The organism is Streptomyces sp. Y309 (assembly GCF_056712025.1).
The window spans coordinates 795,642-815,774 of the sequence record NZ_CM160048.1 but is presented as its reverse complement, the minus strand read 5'-3'; the positions used below and the strand labels follow the sequence as shown (position 1 = coordinate 815,774).

The 20,133-nt window shown below is 73.2% G+C and carries 20 protein-coding genes; 14 read left to right on the top strand and 6 right to left on the bottom strand.

Annotated elements, in window-relative coordinates; translation table 11 throughout:
- The first annotated feature begins 93 nt into the window (after positions 1-93).
- From AC0KTA_RS02840 to AC0KTA_RS02820, 5 genes are all read left to right on the top strand, one after another.
- Positions 94-1,689, top strand: coding sequence for an ABC transporter substrate-binding protein (locus tag AC0KTA_RS02840; RefSeq protein WP_481053474.1), 1,596 nt, complete (start codon positions 94-96; stop codon positions 1,687-1,689).
- On the top strand, positions 1,686-2,678 hold the full coding sequence (locus AC0KTA_RS02835; protein ID WP_481053473.1) for an ABC transporter permease: 993 nt from the start codon (positions 1,686-1,688) through the stop codon (positions 2,676-2,678). Before AC0KTA_RS02840 ends, AC0KTA_RS02835 begins: the two co-directional genes overlap by 4 nt.
- Complete coding sequence (locus tag AC0KTA_RS02830) at positions 2,671-3,612, top strand: ABC transporter permease (protein WP_481053472.1); 942 nt, start codon at positions 2,671-2,673, stop codon at positions 3,610-3,612. The genes AC0KTA_RS02835 and AC0KTA_RS02830 overlap by 8 nt, the downstream gene beginning before the upstream one ends.
- Positions 3,613-3,761: 149 nt before the next feature.
- Positions 3,762-4,679 (top strand): ABC transporter ATP-binding protein, encoded by a 918-nt coding sequence (locus tag AC0KTA_RS02825; protein WP_481056290.1) that lies wholly within the window; start codon positions 3,762-3,764, stop codon positions 4,677-4,679.
- Positions 4,672-5,331, top strand: a complete 660-nt coding sequence (locus tag AC0KTA_RS02820) for an ABC transporter ATP-binding protein (RefSeq protein WP_481053471.1) — start codon at positions 4,672-4,674, stop codon at positions 5,329-5,331. Before AC0KTA_RS02825 ends, AC0KTA_RS02820 begins: the two co-directional genes overlap by 8 nt.
- A gap of 10 nt (positions 5,332-5,341) precedes the next feature.
- On the opposite strand, the gene AC0KTA_RS02815 is transcribed toward AC0KTA_RS02820, so the two are convergent.
- On the bottom strand, positions 5,342-6,091 hold the full coding sequence (locus AC0KTA_RS02815) for a dienelactone hydrolase family protein (protein WP_481053470.1): 750 nt from the start codon (positions 6,089-6,091) through the stop codon (positions 5,342-5,344).
- Between the two features lie 129 nt (positions 6,092-6,220).
- On the bottom strand, positions 6,221-7,009 hold the full coding sequence (locus AC0KTA_RS02810; RefSeq protein WP_481053469.1) for a DeoR/GlpR family DNA-binding transcription regulator: 789 nt from the start codon (positions 7,007-7,009) through the stop codon (positions 6,221-6,223).
- Between the two features lie 247 nt (positions 7,010-7,256).
- Between AC0KTA_RS02810 and AC0KTA_RS02805 the strand changes: the two genes are divergently transcribed.
- The 5 genes from AC0KTA_RS02805 (at position 7,257) to AC0KTA_RS02785 (ending at position 13,582) form a co-directional block, all read left to right on the top strand.
- The gene (locus AC0KTA_RS02805) at positions 7,257-8,588 is read left to right on the top strand and encodes an MFS transporter (protein ID WP_481053468.1); all 1,332 of its coding nucleotides are present in this window, start codon (positions 7,257-7,259) and stop codon (positions 8,586-8,588) included.
- A 6-nt stretch (positions 8,589-8,594) separates the two neighbouring features.
- Complete coding sequence (locus tag AC0KTA_RS02800) at positions 8,595-10,184, top strand: FGGY family carbohydrate kinase (protein WP_481053467.1); 1,590 nt, start codon at positions 8,595-8,597, stop codon at positions 10,182-10,184.
- A complete protein-coding gene (locus tag AC0KTA_RS02795) occupies positions 10,177-11,736 on the top strand; it encodes an FGGY-family carbohydrate kinase (protein WP_481053466.1) in 1,560 nt (519 codons plus the stop codon). Before AC0KTA_RS02800 ends, AC0KTA_RS02795 begins: the two co-directional genes overlap by 8 nt.
- Positions 11,737-11,865: 129 nt before the next feature.
- Positions 11,866-12,480 carry a histidine phosphatase family protein gene (locus tag AC0KTA_RS02790; RefSeq protein ID WP_481053465.1) on the top strand — a complete coding sequence of 205 codons (615 nt, stop codon included), beginning with the start codon at positions 11,866-11,868 and terminating at the stop codon, positions 12,478-12,480.
- A 43-nt stretch (positions 12,481-12,523) separates the two neighbouring features.
- Positions 12,524-13,582 (top strand): 2-hydroxyacid dehydrogenase, encoded by a 1,059-nt coding sequence (locus AC0KTA_RS02785; RefSeq protein ID WP_481053464.1) that lies wholly within the window; start codon positions 12,524-12,526, stop codon positions 13,580-13,582.
- 45 nt (positions 13,583-13,627) lie between these two features.
- On the opposite strand, the gene AC0KTA_RS02780 is transcribed toward AC0KTA_RS02785, so the two are convergent.
- Positions 13,628-14,143, bottom strand: a complete 516-nt coding sequence (locus tag AC0KTA_RS02780; protein ID WP_481053463.1) for a GNAT family N-acetyltransferase — start codon at positions 14,141-14,143, stop codon at positions 13,628-13,630.
- 281 nt (positions 14,144-14,424) lie between these two features.
- Between AC0KTA_RS02780 and AC0KTA_RS02775 the strand changes: the two genes are divergently transcribed.
- Together AC0KTA_RS02775 and AC0KTA_RS02770 are read left to right on the top strand one after the other, a co-directional pair.
- Positions 14,425-15,333 (top strand): phosphatidylinositol-specific phospholipase C/glycerophosphodiester phosphodiesterase family protein, encoded by a 909-nt coding sequence (locus AC0KTA_RS02775; protein WP_481053462.1) that lies wholly within the window; start codon positions 14,425-14,427, stop codon positions 15,331-15,333.
- A 139-nt stretch (positions 15,334-15,472) separates the two neighbouring features.
- A complete protein-coding gene (locus AC0KTA_RS02770) occupies positions 15,473-15,667 on the top strand; it encodes a hypothetical protein (RefSeq protein ID WP_481053461.1) in 195 nt (64 codons plus the stop codon).
- Between the two features lie 27 nt (positions 15,668-15,694).
- Here the strand turns inward: AC0KTA_RS02770 and AC0KTA_RS02765 are convergent, their stop codons facing one another.
- The 3 genes from AC0KTA_RS02765 to AC0KTA_RS02755 form a co-directional block, all read right to left on the bottom strand.
- On the bottom strand, positions 15,695-16,987 hold the full coding sequence (locus tag AC0KTA_RS02765) for a phosphodiester glycosidase family protein (protein ID WP_481053460.1): 1,293 nt from the start codon (positions 16,985-16,987) through the stop codon (positions 15,695-15,697).
- A gap of 258 nt (positions 16,988-17,245) precedes the next feature.
- Positions 17,246-17,602, bottom strand: coding sequence for a DUF779 domain-containing protein (locus AC0KTA_RS02760; protein WP_481053459.1), 357 nt, complete (start codon positions 17,600-17,602; stop codon positions 17,246-17,248).
- A gap of 121 nt (positions 17,603-17,723) precedes the next feature.
- Entirely contained in the window at positions 17,724-18,320 is a 597-nt protein-coding gene (locus AC0KTA_RS02755; RefSeq protein ID WP_481053458.1) for a hypothetical protein, read from the bottom strand.
- A gap of 310 nt (positions 18,321-18,630) precedes the next feature.
- Here AC0KTA_RS02755 and AC0KTA_RS02750 point away from each other — a divergent pair, with 310 nt between their 5' ends.
- The gene (locus tag AC0KTA_RS02750; RefSeq protein ID WP_481053457.1) at positions 18,631-19,461 is read left to right on the top strand and encodes a hypothetical protein; all 831 of its coding nucleotides are present in this window, start codon (positions 18,631-18,633) and stop codon (positions 19,459-19,461) included.
- A gap of 90 nt (positions 19,462-19,551) precedes the next feature.
- On the top strand, positions 19,552-20,091 hold the full coding sequence (locus tag AC0KTA_RS02745) for a heme-binding beta-barrel domain-containing protein (RefSeq protein ID WP_481053456.1): 540 nt from the start codon (positions 19,552-19,554) through the stop codon (positions 20,089-20,091).
- The last annotated feature ends 42 nt before the right edge of the window (positions 20,092-20,133 follow it).

The following is a 20,133-nucleotide window of genomic DNA, read 5'->3' as shown; positions in this document are numbered from 1 at the left end:
GCCGTATGGACCCCGGCCCTTACCCACCCATTACATGAGGCATAATTGCGAGCTGTTCGCAATAACTCTTGATCTTGTGTAGGGGTGTGGAGCATGAGGGCCGGATCGATACGTGGCACCGGTGCCGTCGCGGCGGCCGCCGCACTGGCGGTCGCCGCCACGGCCTGCTCGGCGCCGGACGACGGCAAGGGCAGTGACGGCGCGAAGGACTCGGCGGTCGTCGGCATCGCGAACGAGCCGGAGACCCTCAGCCCGCTCCTCGGCTACGGCAAGGACGGCAACTCCAAGATCTTCGACGGTCTGCTCACGCACGACGCCGACATGAAGCTGAAGCCCGCGCTCGCGGCGAAGCTGCCGAAGGTCGCCGACGACGGCAAGACGTACACGTACGAGCTGCGCAAGGGCGTCAAGTTCAGCGACGGCAAGCCCTTCACGGCCAAGGACGTCGTCTTCACGTACGAGACGATCCTCGACAAGAAGACGAACAACGCCTCCAAGACCGAGCTGGACGCCCTCAAGAGCGTCGAGGCCAAGGGCGAGAACACGGTCGTCTTCCACCTCAAGTACCCCTACGCGCCGTTCGCCGAGCGCACCGTCCTGCCCATCGCGCCCCAGCACATCGCGGGCAAGCAGGACGTGAACACCGGCGCCTTCACCACGAAGCCGATCGGCACCGGGCCCTACAAGCTCGAGAAGTGGTCCAAGGGCGAGAAGCTCGTCTTCAAGGCCAACCCCGGCTACTGGGGCGGCGCGCCGAAGATCAAGAACTTCACGATGGCGATCATCAAGGACGACGACATCCGCGCCACGCGGCTGCGCACCGGCGACCTCGACGGCGCCATCCTGCCGCCCAACCTCGCCAAGACCTTCGAGTCCGACGGCGACAAGAAGACGTACGCCGCCAAGACCTTCGACTACCGCGTCGTGACCCTGCCGACCGGCAACAAGGTCGCGGGCGACACCGACGTGCGGCGCGCCCTCGACATCGGCGTGGACCGCAAGGCGATGGTCGACTCCATCCTGGAGGGCGCGGGCAAGGAGGCTTACGGCCCTGTCCCGACCGACAGCCCCTGGTTCACCAAGGGCACCGAGCGCGAGCAGGACGTCGAGGCGGCCAAGAAGATCCTCGACAAGGTCGGCTGGAAGCCCGGCAAGGGCGGCATCCGGGAGAAGGACGGCGTCCAGGCGAAGTTCCCGCTCTGGTACCTGACCGGTGACAAGCTCCGCCAGGACCACGCGCTCGCCTACGCCTCCGACGCCAAGAAGCTCGGCATCAAGGTCGAGGTGCAGTCCGGCACCTGGGAGGTCATCGAGCCGCGCATGCCCAAGGACGCGGTCCTCGCGGGCGGCGGCTCCCCGGCCGACCCGGACTTCGACCAGTACACCCTCCTGAAGTCCTCCCTCGCCGGTGACGGCTTCAACAACATGGCGCACTACGACAACCCCAAGGTCGACAAGGCCCTGGAGGACGCCCGCACGAGCGGGGACCACGCCAAGCGCAAGGCCGCGTACGACACCATCCAGCGCGAGCTGGTGAAGAACCCGGGCTACACCTTCCTCACGCACATCGACCACCTGTACGTCGTCAACAAGTCCTTCGGTGACCTCTCCACCCAGGTCGAGCCGCACGACCACGGCCTGGCCTCCGGCCCCTGGTGGAACGTCGAGGACTGGCAGCCGAACAAGTGACCCGACGGCTTCCCTGGGGCCCGATGGCGCGGCTCGTGGGACGGCGGGCGGTGTTCGCCGTCCCCGTCCTGCTCACCGTCACCTTCGGCGTCTTCGCCGTCGCCGAGGCCTCGCCCTTCGACCCCGTCAAGGCGTACGCGGGCACGGCCGGACTCACCGCCTCGCAGGAGAACCTCGACCAGCTCCGCGCCAACCTCGGCGTCGACAAGCCCCTGATATCCCGCTGGTGGGACTGGCTGACCTCGGCGCTCCAGGGCGACCTCGGCGACTCCAGCACGCTGCGCCAGCCCGTCGCCGACGCCATCGGCGAACGCATCGGCTGGTCCGTGCTGCTCGCCGCGACCGCGTTCGTCCTCGCGATCCTCGTCGGCTCGGCGCTCGGCGTGCTCGCCGCGCGCCGCCCCGGCGGCTGGCTCGACCGGGCCGTGACCTCGCTCGCCTACACCCTGGAGGCCGCGCCGCCGTTCTGGCTCGGCCTGCTCGCCGTGTGGCTGTTCGCCCTCAAGCTGGGCGTGCTGCCCGCGGGCGGGCTCACCGACACCTCCAGCACGGCGGTCACGGCCGGGCAGGTGACGCAGCATCTCGTGCTGCCCGCGGCGGTCCTCGCCGTCTCGCAGCTTCCCTGGTTCGTCCTGTACGTACGCCAGGGCGTCGGCGACGCGCTCGGCGACGACCCCGTCCGGGGTGCCCGCGCGCGGGGCCTCGCCGAGCGGACCGTGCTCCTCAAGCACGCCTTCCGCTCCGGCATGCTGCCGGTGCTCACGCTCGTCGGCTCCCGCGTGCCCGAACTGATCACCGGCGCGCTGCTCGTGGAGACCGTCTTCTCCTGGCCCGGCATCGCCGCCGCGACCGTGCAGGCCGCGACGAGCGTGGACTTCCCGCTGCTCGCCGCGCTCACCGCGCTCGCCACGGTGGCGGTGCTGCTCGGCAATCTCCTCGCGGACCTGCTGTACGGGCTCGCCGACCCGAGGGTGGGATTCGATGGCTGACAAGCCCTCCACGACGGGCGTGCGCACGTCTGCCGACGCCGAGGTGACCTGGCGGTCCGCCGCGAGCCGGTCCGGCCGCTCCGTCGTCGGCGCGCGGAAGCCGTCGCGGTCCACCCGCGCCTGGCGGGTGTGGAGTTCCGCCGTGATCGTCACGGCCGTCGTGCTCGCCGTGCTGATCGTGCCGCCGCTCGCCGACCTCGACGAACAGGCCGTGCACCTCGCCGACAAGCTCCTGCCGCCGTCCCTTGAGCACCCGTTCGGTACCGACGACGTGGGCCGCGACCTGCTCCTCCGGTGCGTGTACGGACTGCGCGTCTCTCTCCTCGTCGGCGTGGTCGCCGCCGTCGTGGCCACCGTCATCGGCACCGCCGTGGGCGCGCTCGCCGCCGCGTCCGGCGGCTGGGTGGACCGGGTTGTGATGCGTCTTGTGGACGTCTTCTCGTCCGTGCCGCACCTGCTGCTCGGCATCTTCATCGTGGCGATGTTCCGGCCGGGCGTGTGGCCGGTGGTGATCTCCGTGGCGCTGACGCACTGGCTGTCGACGGCCCGCATCGTGCGTGCCGAGGTCCTGTCGCTGCGTTCCCGTCCGTACGTGGACGCCGCCATCTCCGGGGGCGCGTCCCGCCGGCGCGTGACCGTGCGGCACCTGCTGCCGGGCGTCCTGCCCCAGGCCGGGCTCGCCGCCGTCCTGATGGTCCCGCACGCCATCTGGCACGAGTCCGCGCTGTCCTTCCTCGGCCTCGGCCTGCCCACGCACCAGGCGAGCCTCGGCACGCTGGTGCAGAGCGCCCGCAGCTCGCTGCTCGCCGGCGACTGGTGGCCGACGCTCTTCCCCGGCCTGTTCATCATCGTGCCGACGCTGGCCATCGCGGGCCTCGCGGGCGCCTGGCGCGACCGGATCAACCCGCGCCGCCGATCGGAGCTGATGCTGTGACTGGCCCGTCCACCGGGACCGACGCCATGACCGGTCCGTCCACCGAGGCCGACACGGCGACCGACCCGTCGGCGTCCGAAGCCGTAGGCGACGCCGCCCCGGCTGCCCCGCCCGTGCTCTCCGTACGTGGCCTCTCCGTCCGCTTCCGTATGCGGGGCGGTGCCCACGTGGCCGCCGTCACCGATGCGCGGTTCGAGCTCGTCGCGGGTGAGTGCCTCGCGCTCGTCGGTGAGAGCGGGTGCGGCAAGTCCGTGCTCGCGTCCGCGCTGCTCGGGCTGCTGCCCGAGAACGCCGAGACCGCCGGGGCCGCGCTCCTCTCGGACGGCACCGACCTGCTCACCGCCGACGAGCGCACCCTCGCCCGCACCGTGCGGGGGCGGCGCGTCGGCCTCGTACCGCAGAGCCCGGCCGCGCATCTGACCCCCGTACGGACCGTGCGCTCCCAACTGGAGGAGACCCTGCGGGAGTTGACGGGCGTGCGCAGGCCCGAGCTGCGGAAGGCGGGCGAGGCCGCCGCCGAGCGGGCCGCGTTCCCGCTCGGGCACCTCGACCGCTACCCGCACGAGCTGTCCGGCGGGCTCGCCCAGCGCGCCGCCACCGCGCTCGCGCTCATCGGCGACGCCCCGCTGCTGCTCGCGGACGAGCCCACCACCGGCCTCGACCGTGAGCTGGTCGACCGCACCGTCGACGAACTGCGGCGGCACGTCGGCGACGACCGCGCGCTGCTGATGATCACCCACGACCTCGCGGCGGCCGAGCGCATCGCCGACCGCGTGGCCGTGATGTACGCCAGCCGCATCGTCGAGATCGCCGACGCCGCCGACTTCTTCGGCGAGCCGGGGCCGCGCCACCCCTACGCGCGCGGGCTGCTGAACGCCCTGCCGGACCGGGAGTTCACGCCCATCCCCGGCATGCCGCCCGAGCTGTCCGCGCTGCCCGAGGGGTGCGCGTTCGCCGCGCGCTGCGAGCGGGCCGACGCGGCGTGCCGGTCCGTGCCCGCGCTGCCGCTGTCCGGTGCCGCCTGCCACCACCCGGTCGCCGCCGCCCCGGAGGTGTCCCGTGCTTGAACTGCGTTCCCTGACCGCCGGATACGACCGCCGCGACCCCGTCGTCCGCGACGTGAGCCTGACGGTCGCGCCGGGCGAGTCCGTCGGGCTGCTCGGCCCCAGCGGCTGCGGCAAGTCGACGCTCGCGCGCGTCGCGGCGCTGCTGCACCGGCCCGACCGGGGCCGGGTCGTCGTCGACGGCGAGCCCGCGCGCGGCTGGCGCCATCGCGCGCCGCGCGCCCAGCGCACCGCGTTCGGCGTCGTCTTCCAGCAGCCCCGGCTGTCCGCCGACCCGCGCCTCACCCTCACCCAGCTGATCGCCGAGCCGCTGCGGGCCACCGGGCGCGCCGCCGAAGTCACGGACCGGGTACGGGAGTTGGCGCGTACCGTCGGCCTCGGCGAGGACCTCCTCGGCCGCCGCCCGCACGAGGTCAGCGACGGCCAGCTCCAGCGCGCCTGCCTGGCCCGCGCGCTGGTCCTGCGCCCGCGCTGGCTGATCTGCGACGAGATGACGGCGATGCTGGACGCGTCGACGACGGCGGCGCTGGTCACCGCGGTGGAGAACTACCGCGCGGACAGCGGCGCCGGGCTCCTCGCGGTCGGCCACGACAAGGTGCTGCTCGAGCGGTGGTGCGACCGGACGGTGCACTGGGACGAGCTGACGCGCCCCTAGACAGGCGGCCTCAGCCGTTGGCCAGCGTGCGGTCGAGGAGGGGGAGCAGGCGGTCCCAGTGGCGCTGCAGCGCGGCGGCGTCGAAGGCGTCGGTGTCGGACATGGTGAAGCCGTGGACGGTGCCGGGGTAGATCTCGGTGCTGTGGTCGACTCCCGCGGCGTCCAGGGCCCGGTCGAGCTCGCCGATGGCCTCGGGCGACAAGTCGCCTTCGGCGAGGCCGAGGTGGACTTGCGCGGTGAGCTTGGGGATGTCGCGGTGCGGGCTGTCGGGCGCGTCGGTGACCAGGAAGCCGGGGTGGAATCCGGCGACGGCGGCCACCTGGTCGGGGTGGGCCGTCGCGGTGCGCATCGCCAGGGCGGCACCCATGCAGTAGCCGATCACGCCGACCGGGCCGGGGGTGACCTCGGGCTGAGTGGTGAGGAACCGGAGATAGGCGTCGGCGTCGCGCAGGACTCGCTCGGCGGTGTGCTCCTCGACCAACGGCATCAGCCGGGCGATGACATCGGGCCGGGCCTCTTCCCCGATGTGCTCGGGAAGTTCGATCACCGGTGCCGGGCCGTGCCGGTAGTAGAGGTTGGGGACGAGTACGTAGTACCCGTGGTCGGCCAGTTCGCGGGCCATCTCCTCGATCACGGGCCGCATGCCGAAGGCGTCCGTGTACAGCAGCACCCCGGGGTGCCGCTCGCCGCGGTCGGGGACGGCGGCGAAAGCGTCGGCCCGGCCGTCCGTGGTGGGTATCGTCAGGTTTTTGGTGGGCATGCCCGAACGGTAGCAGCGAAGATCAACCCGGCCGCGAGGCCCATTCCCGCCACCAGCACCCGCGCCCGCGCCAGCACCCGCACCCGCACCAGCACCCGCGCCAGCTCTTGCCCAGCAGCGGCGAGCGTGTCAGCCCCGCTCCACCACCAGCACCTCCGTCCCCCGCTCCCGCATCGCCCGCAGCTCCTCCCGCGCCACCCCGTCGTCGACGACCACCACGTCGAAGTCCGTCAGCGGCGCGAGCGCGTACAGGCCGTCGCGGGTGAACTTGGTGTGGTCGGCGAGCAGCACACGTCGCGTGGCCGCCGCCATCATCGCCCGCTTGACCTGCACCGTCTCCGGTGAGGTGTGGTAGCAGCGGCCGCGGGTCACCGCCGTCGTCGACATGAAGAGGACGTCCGCGCGGAACGCGGCCACGCTGTCGGCCGTGTGCAGGCCCATGAAGGCGTCGTACGCGGGGAAGTAGGCGCCGCCCAGGGCGATGAGGGAGACGCCGGGCTCCTTGGCGAGCGCGGTGATCGCGGGCAGCGAGTTCGTGAGGACCGTCAGCGGGGTGTGCCCGGTCAGTTCGCGGGTCAGGTGCAGACACGTCGTGCTGTCGTCGAGCAGGACCGTCTGGCCGGGCACGAGCAGGCGGGCCGCGGCGCGGGCGAGCTGCTGCTTCGTCTGCGCCATGGTCGTCATGCGCTCGGCGACGCTGCCGTGGAACTGCGCCGACGGCAGGGCGGTCGCCCCGCCGCGCACCTTGCGCAGCCAGCCCTGCGACTGCAGGAAGTCCAGATCCCGGTGGACGGTCATCAGGCTCACGCCGAACGTGTCGGCGAGGTCGGCCGCGCGCACGAAGCCGCCCGCGACCACCTGCTCCCGGATGCGGCGGCGCCGCTCCTCGCGCACGTCCACGCGATCGGGCTGCCCCATGGCTCTCCTCGTGTGTGAAGTCTCCGAGTGATATTCCCACGTATATCACTCGGATCGTACCCGGGAACCCCAGCTCGGAGGCCGGGCCAGGACCCGCCCCGACGGCCTTCTCACACGGCGGGCCGACGGCGCCGCGGGAGGTTCTACCAGGTGTTTGACGAGGGTTTTCGTCGGCTTGTTAGCTCAGGGCCCGTCCCGCCGTACGGCCGTCCCTCCACCCCGGTCCCTCCGCCCCAGGGGAGCTTCGATGACGAACACCCCCGTGCCGCCCGCCCCGGTCGGCACCGTCCCACCGCGTTCGCTCTTCACACGCGCCGGCATCCCGCAGCCCCTGTCCTGGGGCTACCTCGGACTCCTGGTCTTCATGACGGGCGTCGGCATCGAGGCCGGTTTCCTCTCGCCGTACCTGGAAGACCTCGGCATCCCCTCGTCGCAGGTCGCGATGGTCTTCACGGTGTACGGCATCACGGGCGCCGTCGCCGGATGGCTGTCCGCAGCGCTCTCCGACCTGTGGGGGCCGCGCAAGGTCATGTGGTTTGGCCTCGCCGCCTTCGTCGTCACGCACGTGTTCTTCCTCGCGGTCGCCGTGCCCAGCGAGTCGTATCCGCTGCTGCTCCTCGGCTACGGCCTGCGCGGCCTCGCCTATCCGCTGTTCGCGTACGCCTTCCTGGTGTGGATCGCGGCCGTCGCGCCGCCGCGGCAGATGGGCAGCGCCATGGGCTGGTTCTGGTCGGCGTTCTCGGCGGGCCTGCCCACGCTCGGCTCGCTCACCGCGAGCCTGCTCATCCCGTGGGTGGGGGAGCGCGGCACGCTGTGGGCCGCCCTCGGCGTGGTCGTCGGCGGCGGGCTGCTCGCGCTGCTCCTGGTCCGCGACCGCACCGGGTCGGCTCGGCTCGCCCCGGCGGGGGAGAGCCCCATGACCGGGCTCGTGGGCAGCCTCACGATCCTCGTCCGGGAGCCGCGCGTCGGCGCCGGAGCCGTGGTGCGGATGTTCAACACCGCCTCGCAGTTCGGCTTTCTGGTGATGCTTCCGGCGTGGTTCCGGCACGAGGTCGGGCTTTCCAACGCCCAGTGGCTCAGACTGCTCGCCATCATGTTCGCCACGAACATCGTCACGAACCTTCTGTTCGGCGTCGTCGGGGACAGGGCCGGCTGGCGCGCGACGGTGGCGTGGTGCGGCGGCGTCGGCTGCACGGTCTCCACGCTGCTCCTGTACTACGTCCCGGCGGCGGCCGGCGCGCAGTACGCGATGTGCGTCCTGGTCGCCGTGCTCTACGGCGCCACCCTCTCCGGATACGTGCCGCTTTCCGCCCTCATGACCGCCATCGTGCCCGCCCACAAGGGCCAGGCCATGGCCGCCCTGAACCTCGGGGCCGGTGCCTCCACCTTCGTCGGGCCGCTCGTCGTCAGCCTCTTCCAGGGGCCGCTGGGCGTGGGCGGCGTCGTCTGGATCTTCGCCGGGTTCCACGCGGTGAGCGCGGGCCTCACCCTCGTACTGAGGACCACGGCCGCCGACAGCGGCCCCACACCGAGGACCAGCGCGCACGCCGTCGCCACCCCCGCCACGAAGGGTCTGTGAACCACCATGTCGGTACTCGCGATTGACGTCGGCACCACCATGATCAAGTCGGTCGTCTTCGACGACCGGGGCGGCGAACTCGCCGTGTCGCGGCTCGCGACGGAGGTGGAGCGCCGCCATCCCGGCTGGGCCGAGCAGGACATGGACTCCGTGTGGAACGCCGTCGTCCACACCGTCCGCACCGCCCTGTCCGCGCTCGCCCATCGCCCCGAAGGCGCCGACCCCGTCTGGCTGGTGACGTTCACCGCGCAGGGCGACGGCGCCTGGCTGGTGGACGCGGCGGGGCGGCCCACCGGGCCCGCGATCCTGTGGTCCGACGGCCGCGCCGGCGACATCCTCACCCGCTGGGAGCGCGAGGGCGTCCTGGAAGAAGCGTTCCGCCGCAACGGCTCGCTGACGTGCAGCGGCATGCCGAACGCCGTGTTCAGCTGGCTCGACGCCCACGACCCGGAGCGGCTCGCCCGCTCCAGTGCCTCACTGACCGCCGCGGGCTGGCTGTTCCACAAGCTCACCGGCGTGACGGCGATCGACGAGTCGGACGCGTCGGCGCCGTTCCTCGACCACGCCACCGGCGACTACGCCCCGGACATCGTGGACCTGTTCGGGCTCTCCGCGCACGCGCGGCTGCTGCCCAAGGTCCTCGGCGAGGACGAGCGGATCGCCGAGATCACCGGCGCCGCGGCCGCCCAACTCGGCGTGGAACCAGGCCTTCCGGTGGTGATGGCGCCGTACGACATCGCCTCCACCGCCCGCGGCGTCGGCGTCGTCAACCCCGGCCAGGCGTGCGGCATCCTCGGCACCACGCTCTGTACGGAGATCGTCCGCAAGGACGTCGACGCGACGGGCGAGCCCTCCGGCATCAACATCGCCTACCGGGGCCGGGAACGCGTCCTGCGCGCCTTCCCGACGCTGAACGGCGTCGAGGTGCTCACCTGGGCCGCGCGCACCCTCCAGCTCGACGGGCCGCCGGAGCTGGGCGAGCTCGCGTTCTCCGCGCCGCCCGGGGCGAACGGCCTGATGTTCCTGCCGTATCTGTCCCCGGCCGGCGAGCGCGCGCCGTTCCTCGACCCGCGCGCCCGCGGCGCCTTCTGGGGCCTGTCCCTCGACCACACCCCGGCCGACCTCGCCCGCGCCGTCTTCGACGGACTCTCCCTCGTCGTCCGCGACTCGCTCGCCGCGTCCCGTACGACGGTGACGGAGCTCAGGCTGTGCGGCGGCGGCGCCAACAACGACGACTGGTGCCGCCTCATCGCGGACGCCACCGGCGTGCCCACGGCCCGCTCCGCCGACACCGAACTCGGCGCCAAGGGAGCCTTCCTCACCGGCCTCGTGCTGACCGGCGCGGAGTCCAGCATGCACAGCGCCGCCGCCAAGTACGTCCGGATGTGCACCAGTTGGGAGCCGGACGCGGAGCGCGCGCAGTACTACGCCGCGCTGTACGAGGAGTTCCTGCGGTGGCGGACGCTCGCGCGGGACGCGGGCTGGACGGCGGCGGCTCCCGGATCCCGTACGGCTGCCCCCGGATCCCGTACCGAACCACCCGGTACCGCACCGCCCGGATCCCGTACCGCAGCACAAGGAGCACCCCGTGCCTGACCCCGCACCCCGCCCGCGCCGGGACCCCGCCGGGCTGCCGCCCGAAGCCGTCTGGCTCGGCCTCGACCTCGGCACGCAGAGCGCCCGCTGCGTCGCCGTCGACTCCGCGGGCACCGTCCTGGCCACCGCGTCCCGGCCGCTGACCGGCCACCGCGACGGCGACCGGCACGAGCAGGACCCCGAGCAGTGGTGGACCGCGCTCACCGCCGCCTGCCGCGAGGCCAGCGCCGCGCTCGACGACCCGTCCCGCGTCCGGGGCCTCGCCCTGGACGCCACCTCCGGCACCATCCTGCTCGCCGACGCCACCGGCACCCCGCTCACACCGGGCCTGATGTACGACGACGGGCGCGCCGCCGACCAGGCCGTACGCGTCAACGCGGCGGGCGCGGGCGTCTGGAGCGAGCTCGGCTACCGCTCCATGCAGCCGTCGTGGGCGCTGCCCAAGCTGCTGTGGCTCCTGGAGCGCACGGAAGCGGCGGCGCGCCCGGACGCGCGGCTGCTGCACCAGCCCGACCTCGTCACCTGGCGCCTGGCAGGACACCAGGTCGCGAGCGACGCCAGCCACGCCCTGAAGACCGGCTACCACCTCGTCGAGGAGCGCTGGCCCGCCAAGGAGCTCGACGAACTCGACGTGCCTGCCCGGCTGTTGCCCGAGGTGGTGCGGCCCGGCACCGTCCTCGGCGCCGTGTGCGCCGAGGCGGCTGCGGTCACCGGCATCCCCGAAGGGACCGCGATCGTCGCCGGGATGACGGACGGCTGCGCCGCGCAGATCGGCGCGGGCGCGCTCACCCCCGGCCAGTGGAACTCGGTCCTCGGCACGACGCTCGTCCTCAAGGGCGTGAGCCCGCACCTCGTGCGCGATCCGGGCGGCGTCGTCTACTGCCACCGCGGCCCCGACGGCACCTGGCTGCCGGGCGGCGCGTCCAGCAGCGGGGCGGGCGTGCTCGCGCGGGAGTTCCCGGGCGCGGACCTCGCGCGGCTCACGGCGGACGGCGCCGCCCTGGACAGTGACGCGGTCGCGTACCCGCTGGTGTCGCGGGGCGGTGAACGCTTCCCGTTCCGGGCGGCGGACGCCGAGCCGTTCGTCCTCGGGGAGCCGCGCGGCGAGGCCGGGCGCTTCCACGCGTACCTGCTGGGGGTGGCCTGCATGGAGCGGCTGTGCTTCGCCTATCTGGACCACATCGGCGCGCCCGTCGACGGGGCGCTGACCTTCACCGGGGGCGGTGCGCGGAATCCGTACTGGAACCGGTTGCGGGCCGACGTCCTGGGCCGGCCGGTGCGGCTGCCCGAACAGGCCGAGGGGGCCGTCGGGATGGCGGTCCTCGCGGCGACGTCGAGCGGCGCGTCCGTGCGGGAGGCCGCGGACGCGATGGTGCGCGACCTCGCGGAGATCCGCCCGGATCCGGCGCGCACGGCCCGCTGGACGCCCGTCTACCTCCGGTTCGTCGACGCGCTCGCCGAGCGCGGCTGGCTCGCTCCGGAGATCGCCGCGCATGCGCGCACGCGAGCGCATGCGCCTACGCGCCCACGAGGGCAAGCCGATCAGCGATGAGGACAGAGCACCGATCAGCAGCGGGCACAGAGCACCGACCGGCAAGGGGTACCGAGCACCGACCGCCAACGGGGATGAGCACCGACCAGCAACGGGGACAGAGCACCGACCAGCAATGAGGACAGCGCAGTGACCCACGTAATTCTCGTACGCCACGGCGAGACCATTTGGCACGACGGCAACCGCTACGCGGGCCGCACCGACGTCGCGCTCACCCCGCGCGGACGCCTGCAGGCCGCCGAACTCGCCGCCTGGGCCGCCGGGCAGCACATCGACGCGGTGTTCAGCTCGCCGCTGTCGCGGGCGCGGCTCACGGCGGCGCCGGCGGGGGAGGCGCTCGGCCTGACGCCGCGCGTCGACGAGCGCCTCAGCGAGGTCGACTTCGGCCGCGGCGAAGGCCTCACCCGGGAGGAGATGCGCGACCGCTTCCCCGGCGAGCTCGACGCGTTCCTCGACGACCCGGTCGCGCACCATCTGCCGGAGGGAGAGGACCCGCGCAAGGCGGCCACGCGCGCGAGCGCCTGCCTCGCGGACATCGCGGCCGAGTTCCCCGACGGCCGCGTGCTCGTCGTCGCGCACTCGACACTGCTGCGCCTGACGCTCTGCGACCAGCTCGGCATTCCGCTGAGCGAGTACCGCAGGGTGTTCCCGCACATGGACAACGGCACCCTCACCGAACTGCGCCTGCGCGACGGGCAGTCGTCGCTGCTGCGCTTCAACGCGCCCGCGCATCCCACGCACTGACCCCGGACGCTCCCCCTCCCTCACGTACAGAAAGAAGCGCTTCATGAGCACCACCGGCACTACCGGCACCACCACCACGGTCCTGGCCGCCGGCGACCACTTCGTCCTGCCGCGCCTGCTCGGCGAAGAGGTCCGCAAGGCGACCGGCGGCGCCGTGGACGTCCGCGAGCTCACCCTGCCCTGGCCGCACACTCCGTTCGGCCCCGTCGGTGAGGTCATCGAGGCGTCCGGCAGCGAGGACGAGCTGATCGAGGCGCTGCGGGGCGCCGAGGTGTGCGTGACACAGATGGCGCCGCTGACCGAACGCGTCCTTGCCGCCTGCCCCGACCTGAAGCTGGTGTGCGTCAGCCGCGGCGGCCCGGTCAACGCCAACCTGGAGGCGGCGACCCGGCACGGCGTCGCCGTCTGCTACGCGCCCGGCCGCAACGCCGTCGCCACCGCCGAACACACCCTTACGCTGCTCCTCGCCGCGGCCCGCGGCGTCGGCGACACGCACACCGACCTGCGCAAGGGCGTCTGGCGCGGCGACTACTACGACTACGACAACTGCGGCGTCGAGATCGAGGGCGCGACGGTCGGCCTGATCGGGTACGGCGCCATCGGCAGCCGGGTCGCGCGGATCCTGGTGGCCATGGGCGCCGAGGTCCTCGTCCACGACCCGTACGTGTCCCCGGAGGCGCTCGCCGGAATCGGCGAACAGGTCGCGCTGGACGAGCTGTTGTCCCGCTCGCGCGTCGTGTCGCTGCACGCCCGCGTGACCGACGAGACCAAGGGCATGATCGGCGCCGAGCAGCTCGCGCGGATGCCGCGCGGCTCGGTCCTGGTGAACTGCGCCCGCGGCGCGCTCCTCGACTACGACGCGCTGTGCGACGCCCTGGACAGCGGGCAGCTCTCGGGCGCGGGCCTCGACGTCTACCCGCACGAACCGGTCCCGGCCGGCTCCCGCCTCCTGACCACCCCCGGCATCGTCATGACCCCGCACATCGCGGGCGCCAGCCAGGAAGTCGCCCACAAGGCGGCCCGCATCGTCGCGGTGGAAGTCGGCCGCTACGTGCGGGGCGAGCCTCTGGCGCACTGTGCGAACCCGCAGGTGCGCGCGTGACGGCGGACCGCTGAGCCGGGGAGGGGCGTCGGACGCGCGCTCGGGTCAGTCCCGCGCGTCCACGTACCCCAGCCGCCGGTTCATGGAGATGGCGCTCGCGTTGGCGGGGTGGTGGAACGTACGGACCAGCGTCGCCCCGCACTCCCTGACGAAGCGCATCCCATAGGCCTTCATGGCGATCGAGATGCCGCGCCCCCGATGGGTCGCCCGCACCCCGGTCATCTCGTTGAACAGGAAGCCGTCGCGCCGCGACGTCGCCGCGAGGCCGACCCAGGTGTCGCCGTCCAGGGCGATCACGACGCCCCGCGGGTCGTACGAGGCGACGTCGAAACGCCGCTCGACGAACTCCTCGTACGTGAAGAACTCCCCGCGCTCGGGGATGTCGGCGGAACACTCCTTGTTCAGCTCGTACAGCGCGCGGCGGTGCTCCGGTGTGTCCCCGAGGTCGGCGAGCGTGGTCAGACGGATGCCGGCGGACCGGCACCGCGTCACGTATCCCTCGAAGGCGCCCGCGTCGAACGAGGCCACGTCGAGTTCGAGCTTCACCCACTGGTCGGTCATGTCGCCGCCCTTTCGCCTCGGCCGTGCGGAATCCCCATCCTGATCTCCGCCCGGCCCCCGGGCAAGATCGCCGAGCCCGTCGCCCGTCGCCCGTCGCCCGTCGCCCGCCGCTCGCCCGGGGCCGCGCACGCGGTGAACTCGCGGCGTCGATAGTCCCAACTCCCAGGACAGAGGGGTTTCGTGGCGCAACCGGAGCCTCATACTCACTGAGGCTCCGGCCGTCGTCGCCCCCGTCCCCCTCGGCACACCCCGTCCCCTTCAGCCCTCCTGGGAGGTACCCCATGGCCCCGTTCACCCGTCGCAGAGCCCTGAGCACCCTCGGCGCGGCCTTCGCGACCGCCGTCGCCGCGCCCGGCCTCGCGCACGCCGCCGACCCGTCCCCGGCCGGGCAGCCCCTGGCCGCCGGCCGGCCCCGCGGCGCGGCCCGCCACCCGCGCCTCCGCCCCCTCGCCCAGGCCCACGCGCACAACGACTACGAACACCCCCGCCCCCTCCTCGACGCCCTCGACCACCGCTTCACCAGCGTCGAGGCCGACATCTTCCTCGTCGACGGCAAGCTCCTGGTCGCCCACGACCCGGAGGACCTCGACCCGGCCCGCACCCTCGAATCGCTCTACCTCGACCCGCTCGCGGCCCGCGTCCGCGCGAACCACGGCTCGGTGTACCGGCGTTGGCGCGGGCAGTTCCAGCTCCTGATCGACATCAAGACCGAGGGCGCCTCGACGTACCGCGAACTGGACCTGCATCTGCGCCGCTACCGGCACCTGTTCACGACGTACGCCCACGGCAAGGTCCACCGCTCCGCCGTGACCGCCGTGATCTCCGGCGACCGCGCAGCCCGCACGCCGATGGAGGCCCAGCGGGTGCGCCGCGCCTTCTACGACGGCCGCCTCGCCGACCTCGGCACCGCGGCCCCCGCCTCCTTCATCCCGCTCATCAGCGACAACTGGTCGCTGAACTTCAGCTGGCGGGGCACCGGCCCGATCCCGCCCGCCGAGCGCGAGAAGCTGCGCGGCATCGTCTCCGCCGCGCACAAGCGCGGGCAGCGCGTGCGCTTCTGGGCCACGCCCGACCTGCCCGGGCCGGACCGCGACGCGGTCTGGGGCGAGCTGCTCGCCGCCGGCGTCGACCACCTCAACACCGACGACCTCGCGGGGCTCCAGGCGTTCCTCGACGCCCGCGGAAGGTAACGGCCCGTACCCCCGCTTCCCCCCGAGTCCCCCGGAGAACCACTCGTCCGGCGGACATGCTTCGCACTCGGACAAACCCTCCGCTACGTCACACTTGCCGCCGAAAGCCGTGAGTCCGGCGTGGCGGAGGAGGTCCGTGATGGCCGTTTCGATTTCCGTGGGGCTGCTGCTCCTGATCGTGGCAGTGGTCCTTCTGCGCAACGGCGGCATGAAGGTGTCGCACGCCGTGGTGTGCGGCCTGCTCGGCTTCTACCTCGCGAGCACGAGCGTGGCGCCCACCATTCAGAACGGCATGACGGCGACGGCGGACATCGTCAGCGGCATCCGTCCCTGACGTACGGTCGGTTCCTTCCGCCTGGCGCTACGTACGCGAGAACACCGCGATGCCGTTGGGAACCGGGCGTTCCGCGCCGCCGCTCGGGTGGTTGCGCACCGAGACCGCGGACGTGCCCGGCTCCCGCGCGGCCAGCGTGCTGGAGCCGCCGCCGTCGAGGCTGAAGCCGTCGTCGGCGCCGAGCGCGCGCAGGGCGGCGGCGACCTCGGCGATCGTCAGGCCGGTGCGGTACTCGGGGGCGCCGTCCAGGGCGAGGAGGAACAGGCGCCGGCCGTCGGCGGAGACGCCCGCGGCGGTGCGCACCGCGGCGACCCGGTCGTCGAGGCCGGGCAGCGGCGCGCCGCCGCGCAGCACCGGATAGCCGCCGAGCGCGAAGAGGTACGGGGTGCCGGACGAGGACGCGACCAGCCGGTGCCGGACGCGCACCGGATCGCCGTCCGACAGCTTGCGCAGCGCCTGCGCGCCCGCCTCGCGGCCGACGAGGACGGTGGTGCCCTCCGCGATGGTGCCGCGGCCCGGCGTGTCGACCCGGTCGACGACCCGGCCGTGACGGACCGTCACCTCGTAGGTGTCGGTGCTGCACGGCGCGCCGCGGTCGGTGTCGGTGCCGCAGGTGGCGCGGACCCGTGACGTGGTGCCCCAGGTGCTGGTGAACGCGCCGATCGATCCCTCGGCGAGCGCGTACTGGTTGAGGCCGCGCAGCGGCAGCCGGCCCTCGCGGGTGCGTACCTGGCCGTCCAGGGTCATGCGGTCGAGGCGGGCCCTGCGGTCGATGCCCACACCCAGGACGTCCTCGGTGGTCGTGCCGGGCGGCAGGGCGGGCCCGAAGCGCTGGCCGTTGGGAACGGCGGCCTTGAGGGTGCGGCCCGCGGCGACGGCGGGGCCGACGGGCGCGCCGGTCGCCTCGACGCCCGGGTGCTGGGTCTCCGTGATGTTGAAGAAGTCGCCGTTGATTCCCGCGACCGCGCCGGCCTGGTCGGCCATCGCGGACACGGTCTGCCGGGCGCCGACCGCGCCCGGGTGGAGCAGCCCGACGCGGACGCGCGGGTCGCGCAGGTTCACGCTCAGGACGTGCGCGTGGGCGGTGCCGTTGGCGGCCGGGACGTCGTAGTCCCGGTACGTCACGCCGGGGGCGATGCGGGTGCCCGGACCGGGGGCGCCCGACGTGCCGCTGGCCGGTGCCGCTCCCGTGAGGGCGGCACCGGCCAGCGTGGTCAGTACGGTCAGGACGGCCAGCGCGGCTCTTCGGCCCGCGCCGCGTCGGCTCCCGGCTCTGAGCCGTCCACCGCACCGTCCGTCGCGCTGCGTACGTCGCGTCACAGGTCCCCCTCGGGGTCGGCGCCGGGCAGTCCAACTGTCCCAAGACCACGAGGAGTTGACCAGACGGCGGTGGCTAGGGCGTGTCCGATGGGTCCGGTCGGCTGTGTTCCGGGTGCGTGTTTGTGGGGCCGAGCGGTGTCTGGTGCGTGTGGCTGCAAGGCGGAGGAGGGCGTCGACGCGGAGCGTCGGCAACCGACGACAACGCGGCAGACGCGCGTGCCAGGCGCCGCGACGCCGACGGGACCCATCGGACACGCCCTAGGTCCCGACGAGCCGGGAACGGATGAGGAAACGCACCCCTTCGGGTGCCTCCAGGGAGAAGCCACTGCCGCGGCCCTCCACCACGTCGACGATGAGCCGGGTGTGGCTCCACACCTCGTACTGGCTCTTGGACATCCAGAACCGTACTGGCTCTGCCACCCCCTCCACGTCCAGCGACGCGAGCAGCACGTCGGAGTCACCCGTGCGGAACTCCCCGTCGGGGTAGCACATCGGCGCGCTGCCGTCGCAGCAGCCGCCGGACTGATGGAACATCAGCGGACCGTGGGCCTGCCCCAGGTGCCGCAGCAGCTCGGCGGCGGCGGGCGTCAGCTCCACGCGTGGCGTGTCGGCCATGAGTCGTCGAATCTCCCGTCCGTACGCGAGTCGTGCCTGCGCCGTCCAGTGAAGACCCCGCGACGTTGCGAAGAGGTTGCGCGGCCGGTCGTGGGCCGTCCGCCGGGCGGCGTACGCGACGTCACCCGATGGGCTCGCGCATCTCCTCGCGCACCTTGACCGTCGTCCGCGCCACCTGCTCCAGGTCGACGTCCTTCGGGTCCTGCGTCGCGGTCTCGGCAGTGACCACGGCCACGGCCGCGCCGGTGTTGTCGTCGGCCCAGGCGCACAGCGGGACGTTGCTCGTGGTGCCGCCCTGACTGGACGTCAGGACCTGGCAGCGCAGGGTGAGGTCCGAACCCGCCGGGGCGATGTCCCGCGCGGGGACGGCGACGGAGGCGCCCTGGCCTTCGGCGGCGCCGTCCATCAGGTCGGCCCGCGCCTCGGCGGGGTCCTTGAAGCGCCCGTACATGCCGGACACGACCAGCGCGCTCGACGCGTCCTCGCCCATCCCCGCGTACTGGGCCACGACCGCCTTGGGGTCACGGACATTGGCCCGGCTCTTGTTCTCCTCGACGACTTCCTTGCCGGTGGTGTCGGAGAGGTCCTGGGTCAGCTTGTACGCCCCGTCGACCAGCTTCTCCGGCACGGTCATCCGGTACTTCGCCTCCGGAAACCCGCTGTCCGTGCCGGCGCCGAGCACGGCGAGCCCGGCGATGACGAGGACACCGGCGCCCACGACAGCGCCGACGATGCCGAGGATCTTGCCGGTGCTGCGCCGGGGCAGCGCCGAACCCGCCCGGGGGCGACGGCGGCGGCGTGGACATGCCGATACGCTACGTCACCCTCGCGACGGGACGGCGCCCGGCCCTGGCCCCGCCTCGGCGAAGTCGGCGCCGACGGTGGCCGCGGCACTCCTGCCCCCGCGGGGCCGGGCTTCGATCAAGTGTGGACACTGGTGGTGCCGTTCCTGCCGTGACAGCGACAAGGTGCGGGTTGTTGTTGCCATATGCCGGGCGGGGGGTCCCGCCGGGCGGCATCCTGCCCGGGTGGGCGTACAGGATGTGCATACCGCCTTCACGGCGCTGGGTGCGGTGTTCTCAGGGGTGGCGGCACTCGCCGCGGTCATGGTGGCGCGCTGGCAGACCACGTTCGGCCGCGCCGTCGCGCTGGAGTCGGTGCGCTCGCAGGCGGCCGTGGAACGGGAGTTGCGGCTCGAGGCGCAGCGGTGCGAGGCGTGGACGGCGTTCCTGCGCGCGTCGGACGCGTTCGCCGACGTGGTGTGGCGGCTCGGGGAGGTGGAACCGCAGTCCCGCGCGGAGGCGCTGCGCGCCAGGAGCGAGGCGCTGACGGAGGCGTGCTCGGGGCTGCGGGTGCTGGGCCCCGACGGGGTCGTCCAGCACGCGGAGGCGGTGCGCGAGCGCTGCTCGCGCATGGAGCGCTACGCCGTCCGGCGGGCCGTGGTCCGCTCCGCGCTGCTCGCCCTGATGAGACGGTGGTGCCCCGGGAACGCGGAGCACTGCGAGGACGACGCCCACATCTGCGCCTGGCTGGCGTACGAGATGCTCGAAGGCTGGGGAGACCGCGACGAGGACGACCGGCCGGACGACCTGGACTTCCTGGAGTACCTGATCCGGGAGAGCGGCGTCCTGACGCGGAACGCGGCGCCCACGGACAGCGACGCGCTCACCGAGGACGACCTCCACCGCCTCCTCGCCGTCGCCCGCACCCCGGTGTCCTGGAACCTCCTGTCCGCCGAGGACCACTGGCTGCGTCCGCGCACCGGCTTCTACGAGGAACGCGGCGCCTTCATCACCTCGATACGTGACTTCCTGGCCGACAGCGGCAGGGTGGGCGCCGGGCGGGCGGAGCACGGGTAAGCGGTTGGGTGGCAGGCGCGTACACAGCGCGGGTCGGGCCTAGGCTTCCCTCCGGCATCCGCCCCGCCCCCGACCTCAGGAGCGCACCCCGTGTTCGACGCCGTACCCGAGAACCCGTACCCCGACGGCCGACGAGCCGATGAGGCACCCGTTCCGCACGCCCTGCTCACGCCCGTGCTCGGGCTCCTGGGTACCTGGCGGGGCCGGGGGCACGGTGAATACCCGACGCTGGCCGAGGACTTCACGTACGCGCAGGAGGTCACCTTCAGCCACGACGGCCGCCCCTTCCTGCGCTACGAGGCGCGGGCCTGGCTGATCGGGGCCGACGACGCGCCGCTGCGGCCGTCGGCACGGGAGAGCGGGTGGTGGCGGCTGCAGCCCGACGGCCGGGTGGAGGCACTGATCACCCAGCCGACGGGCATCGCGGAGATCCTGGTGGGCCACGCGGACGGCGACACCGCCGACCTCTCCACCCACGAGGTGGCCCGCACCCCCACGGCCAAGGAGGTCGACGCCACCCGCCGCCGCTACACCCTGGCCGACGACACCCTCACGTACGTCCACGACCTCGCGGCCGTCGGCCGGCCGCTGCAGCACCACCTCCGGGCGGAGCTGCGGCGCACGACGTAGATCGCGCGCTGGACGGAGTGGGGCGCGGAGCCGGCGGAACGT

Excerpts from the sequence above, each read along its gene's own strand:
- AC0KTA_RS02810 (WP_481053469.1), bottom strand. The coding sequence starts at position 7,009 with ATGGGGCAGCCCGATCGCGTGGACGTGCGCGAGGAGCGGCGCCGCCGC.
- AC0KTA_RS02825 (WP_481056290.1), top strand. The coding sequence starts at position 3,762 with ATGCGGGGCGGTGCCCACGTGGCCGCCGTCACCGATGCGCGGTTCGAG.
- AC0KTA_RS02815 (WP_481053470.1), bottom strand. The coding sequence starts at position 6,091 with ATGCCCACCAAAAACCTGACGATACCCACCACGGACGGCCGGGCCGAC.
- AC0KTA_RS02775 (WP_481053462.1), top strand. The coding sequence starts at position 14,425 with ATGGCCCCGTTCACCCGTCGCAGAGCCCTGAGCACCCTCGGCGCGGCC.
- AC0KTA_RS02770 (WP_481053461.1), top strand. The coding sequence starts at position 15,473 with ATGGCCGTTTCGATTTCCGTGGGGCTGCTGCTCCTGATCGTGGCAGTG.
- AC0KTA_RS02840 (WP_481053474.1), top strand. The coding sequence starts at position 94 with ATGAGGGCCGGATCGATACGTGGCACCGGTGCCGTCGCGGCGGCCGCC.
- AC0KTA_RS02780 (WP_481053463.1), bottom strand. The coding sequence starts at position 14,143 with ATGACCGACCAGTGGGTGAAGCTCGAACTCGACGTGGCCTCGTTCGAC.
- AC0KTA_RS02830 (WP_481053472.1), top strand. The coding sequence starts at position 2,671 with ATGGCTGACAAGCCCTCCACGACGGGCGTGCGCACGTCTGCCGACGCC.
- AC0KTA_RS02805 (WP_481053468.1), top strand. The coding sequence starts at position 7,257 with ATGACGAACACCCCCGTGCCGCCCGCCCCGGTCGGCACCGTCCCACCG.
- AC0KTA_RS02785 (WP_481053464.1), top strand. The coding sequence starts at position 12,524 with ATGAGCACCACCGGCACTACCGGCACCACCACCACGGTCCTGGCCGCC.
- AC0KTA_RS02800 (WP_481053467.1), top strand. The coding sequence starts at position 8,595 with ATGTCGGTACTCGCGATTGACGTCGGCACCACCATGATCAAGTCGGTC.
- AC0KTA_RS02760 (WP_481053459.1), bottom strand. The coding sequence starts at position 17,602 with ATGGCCGACACGCCACGCGTGGAGCTGACGCCCGCCGCCGCCGAGCTG.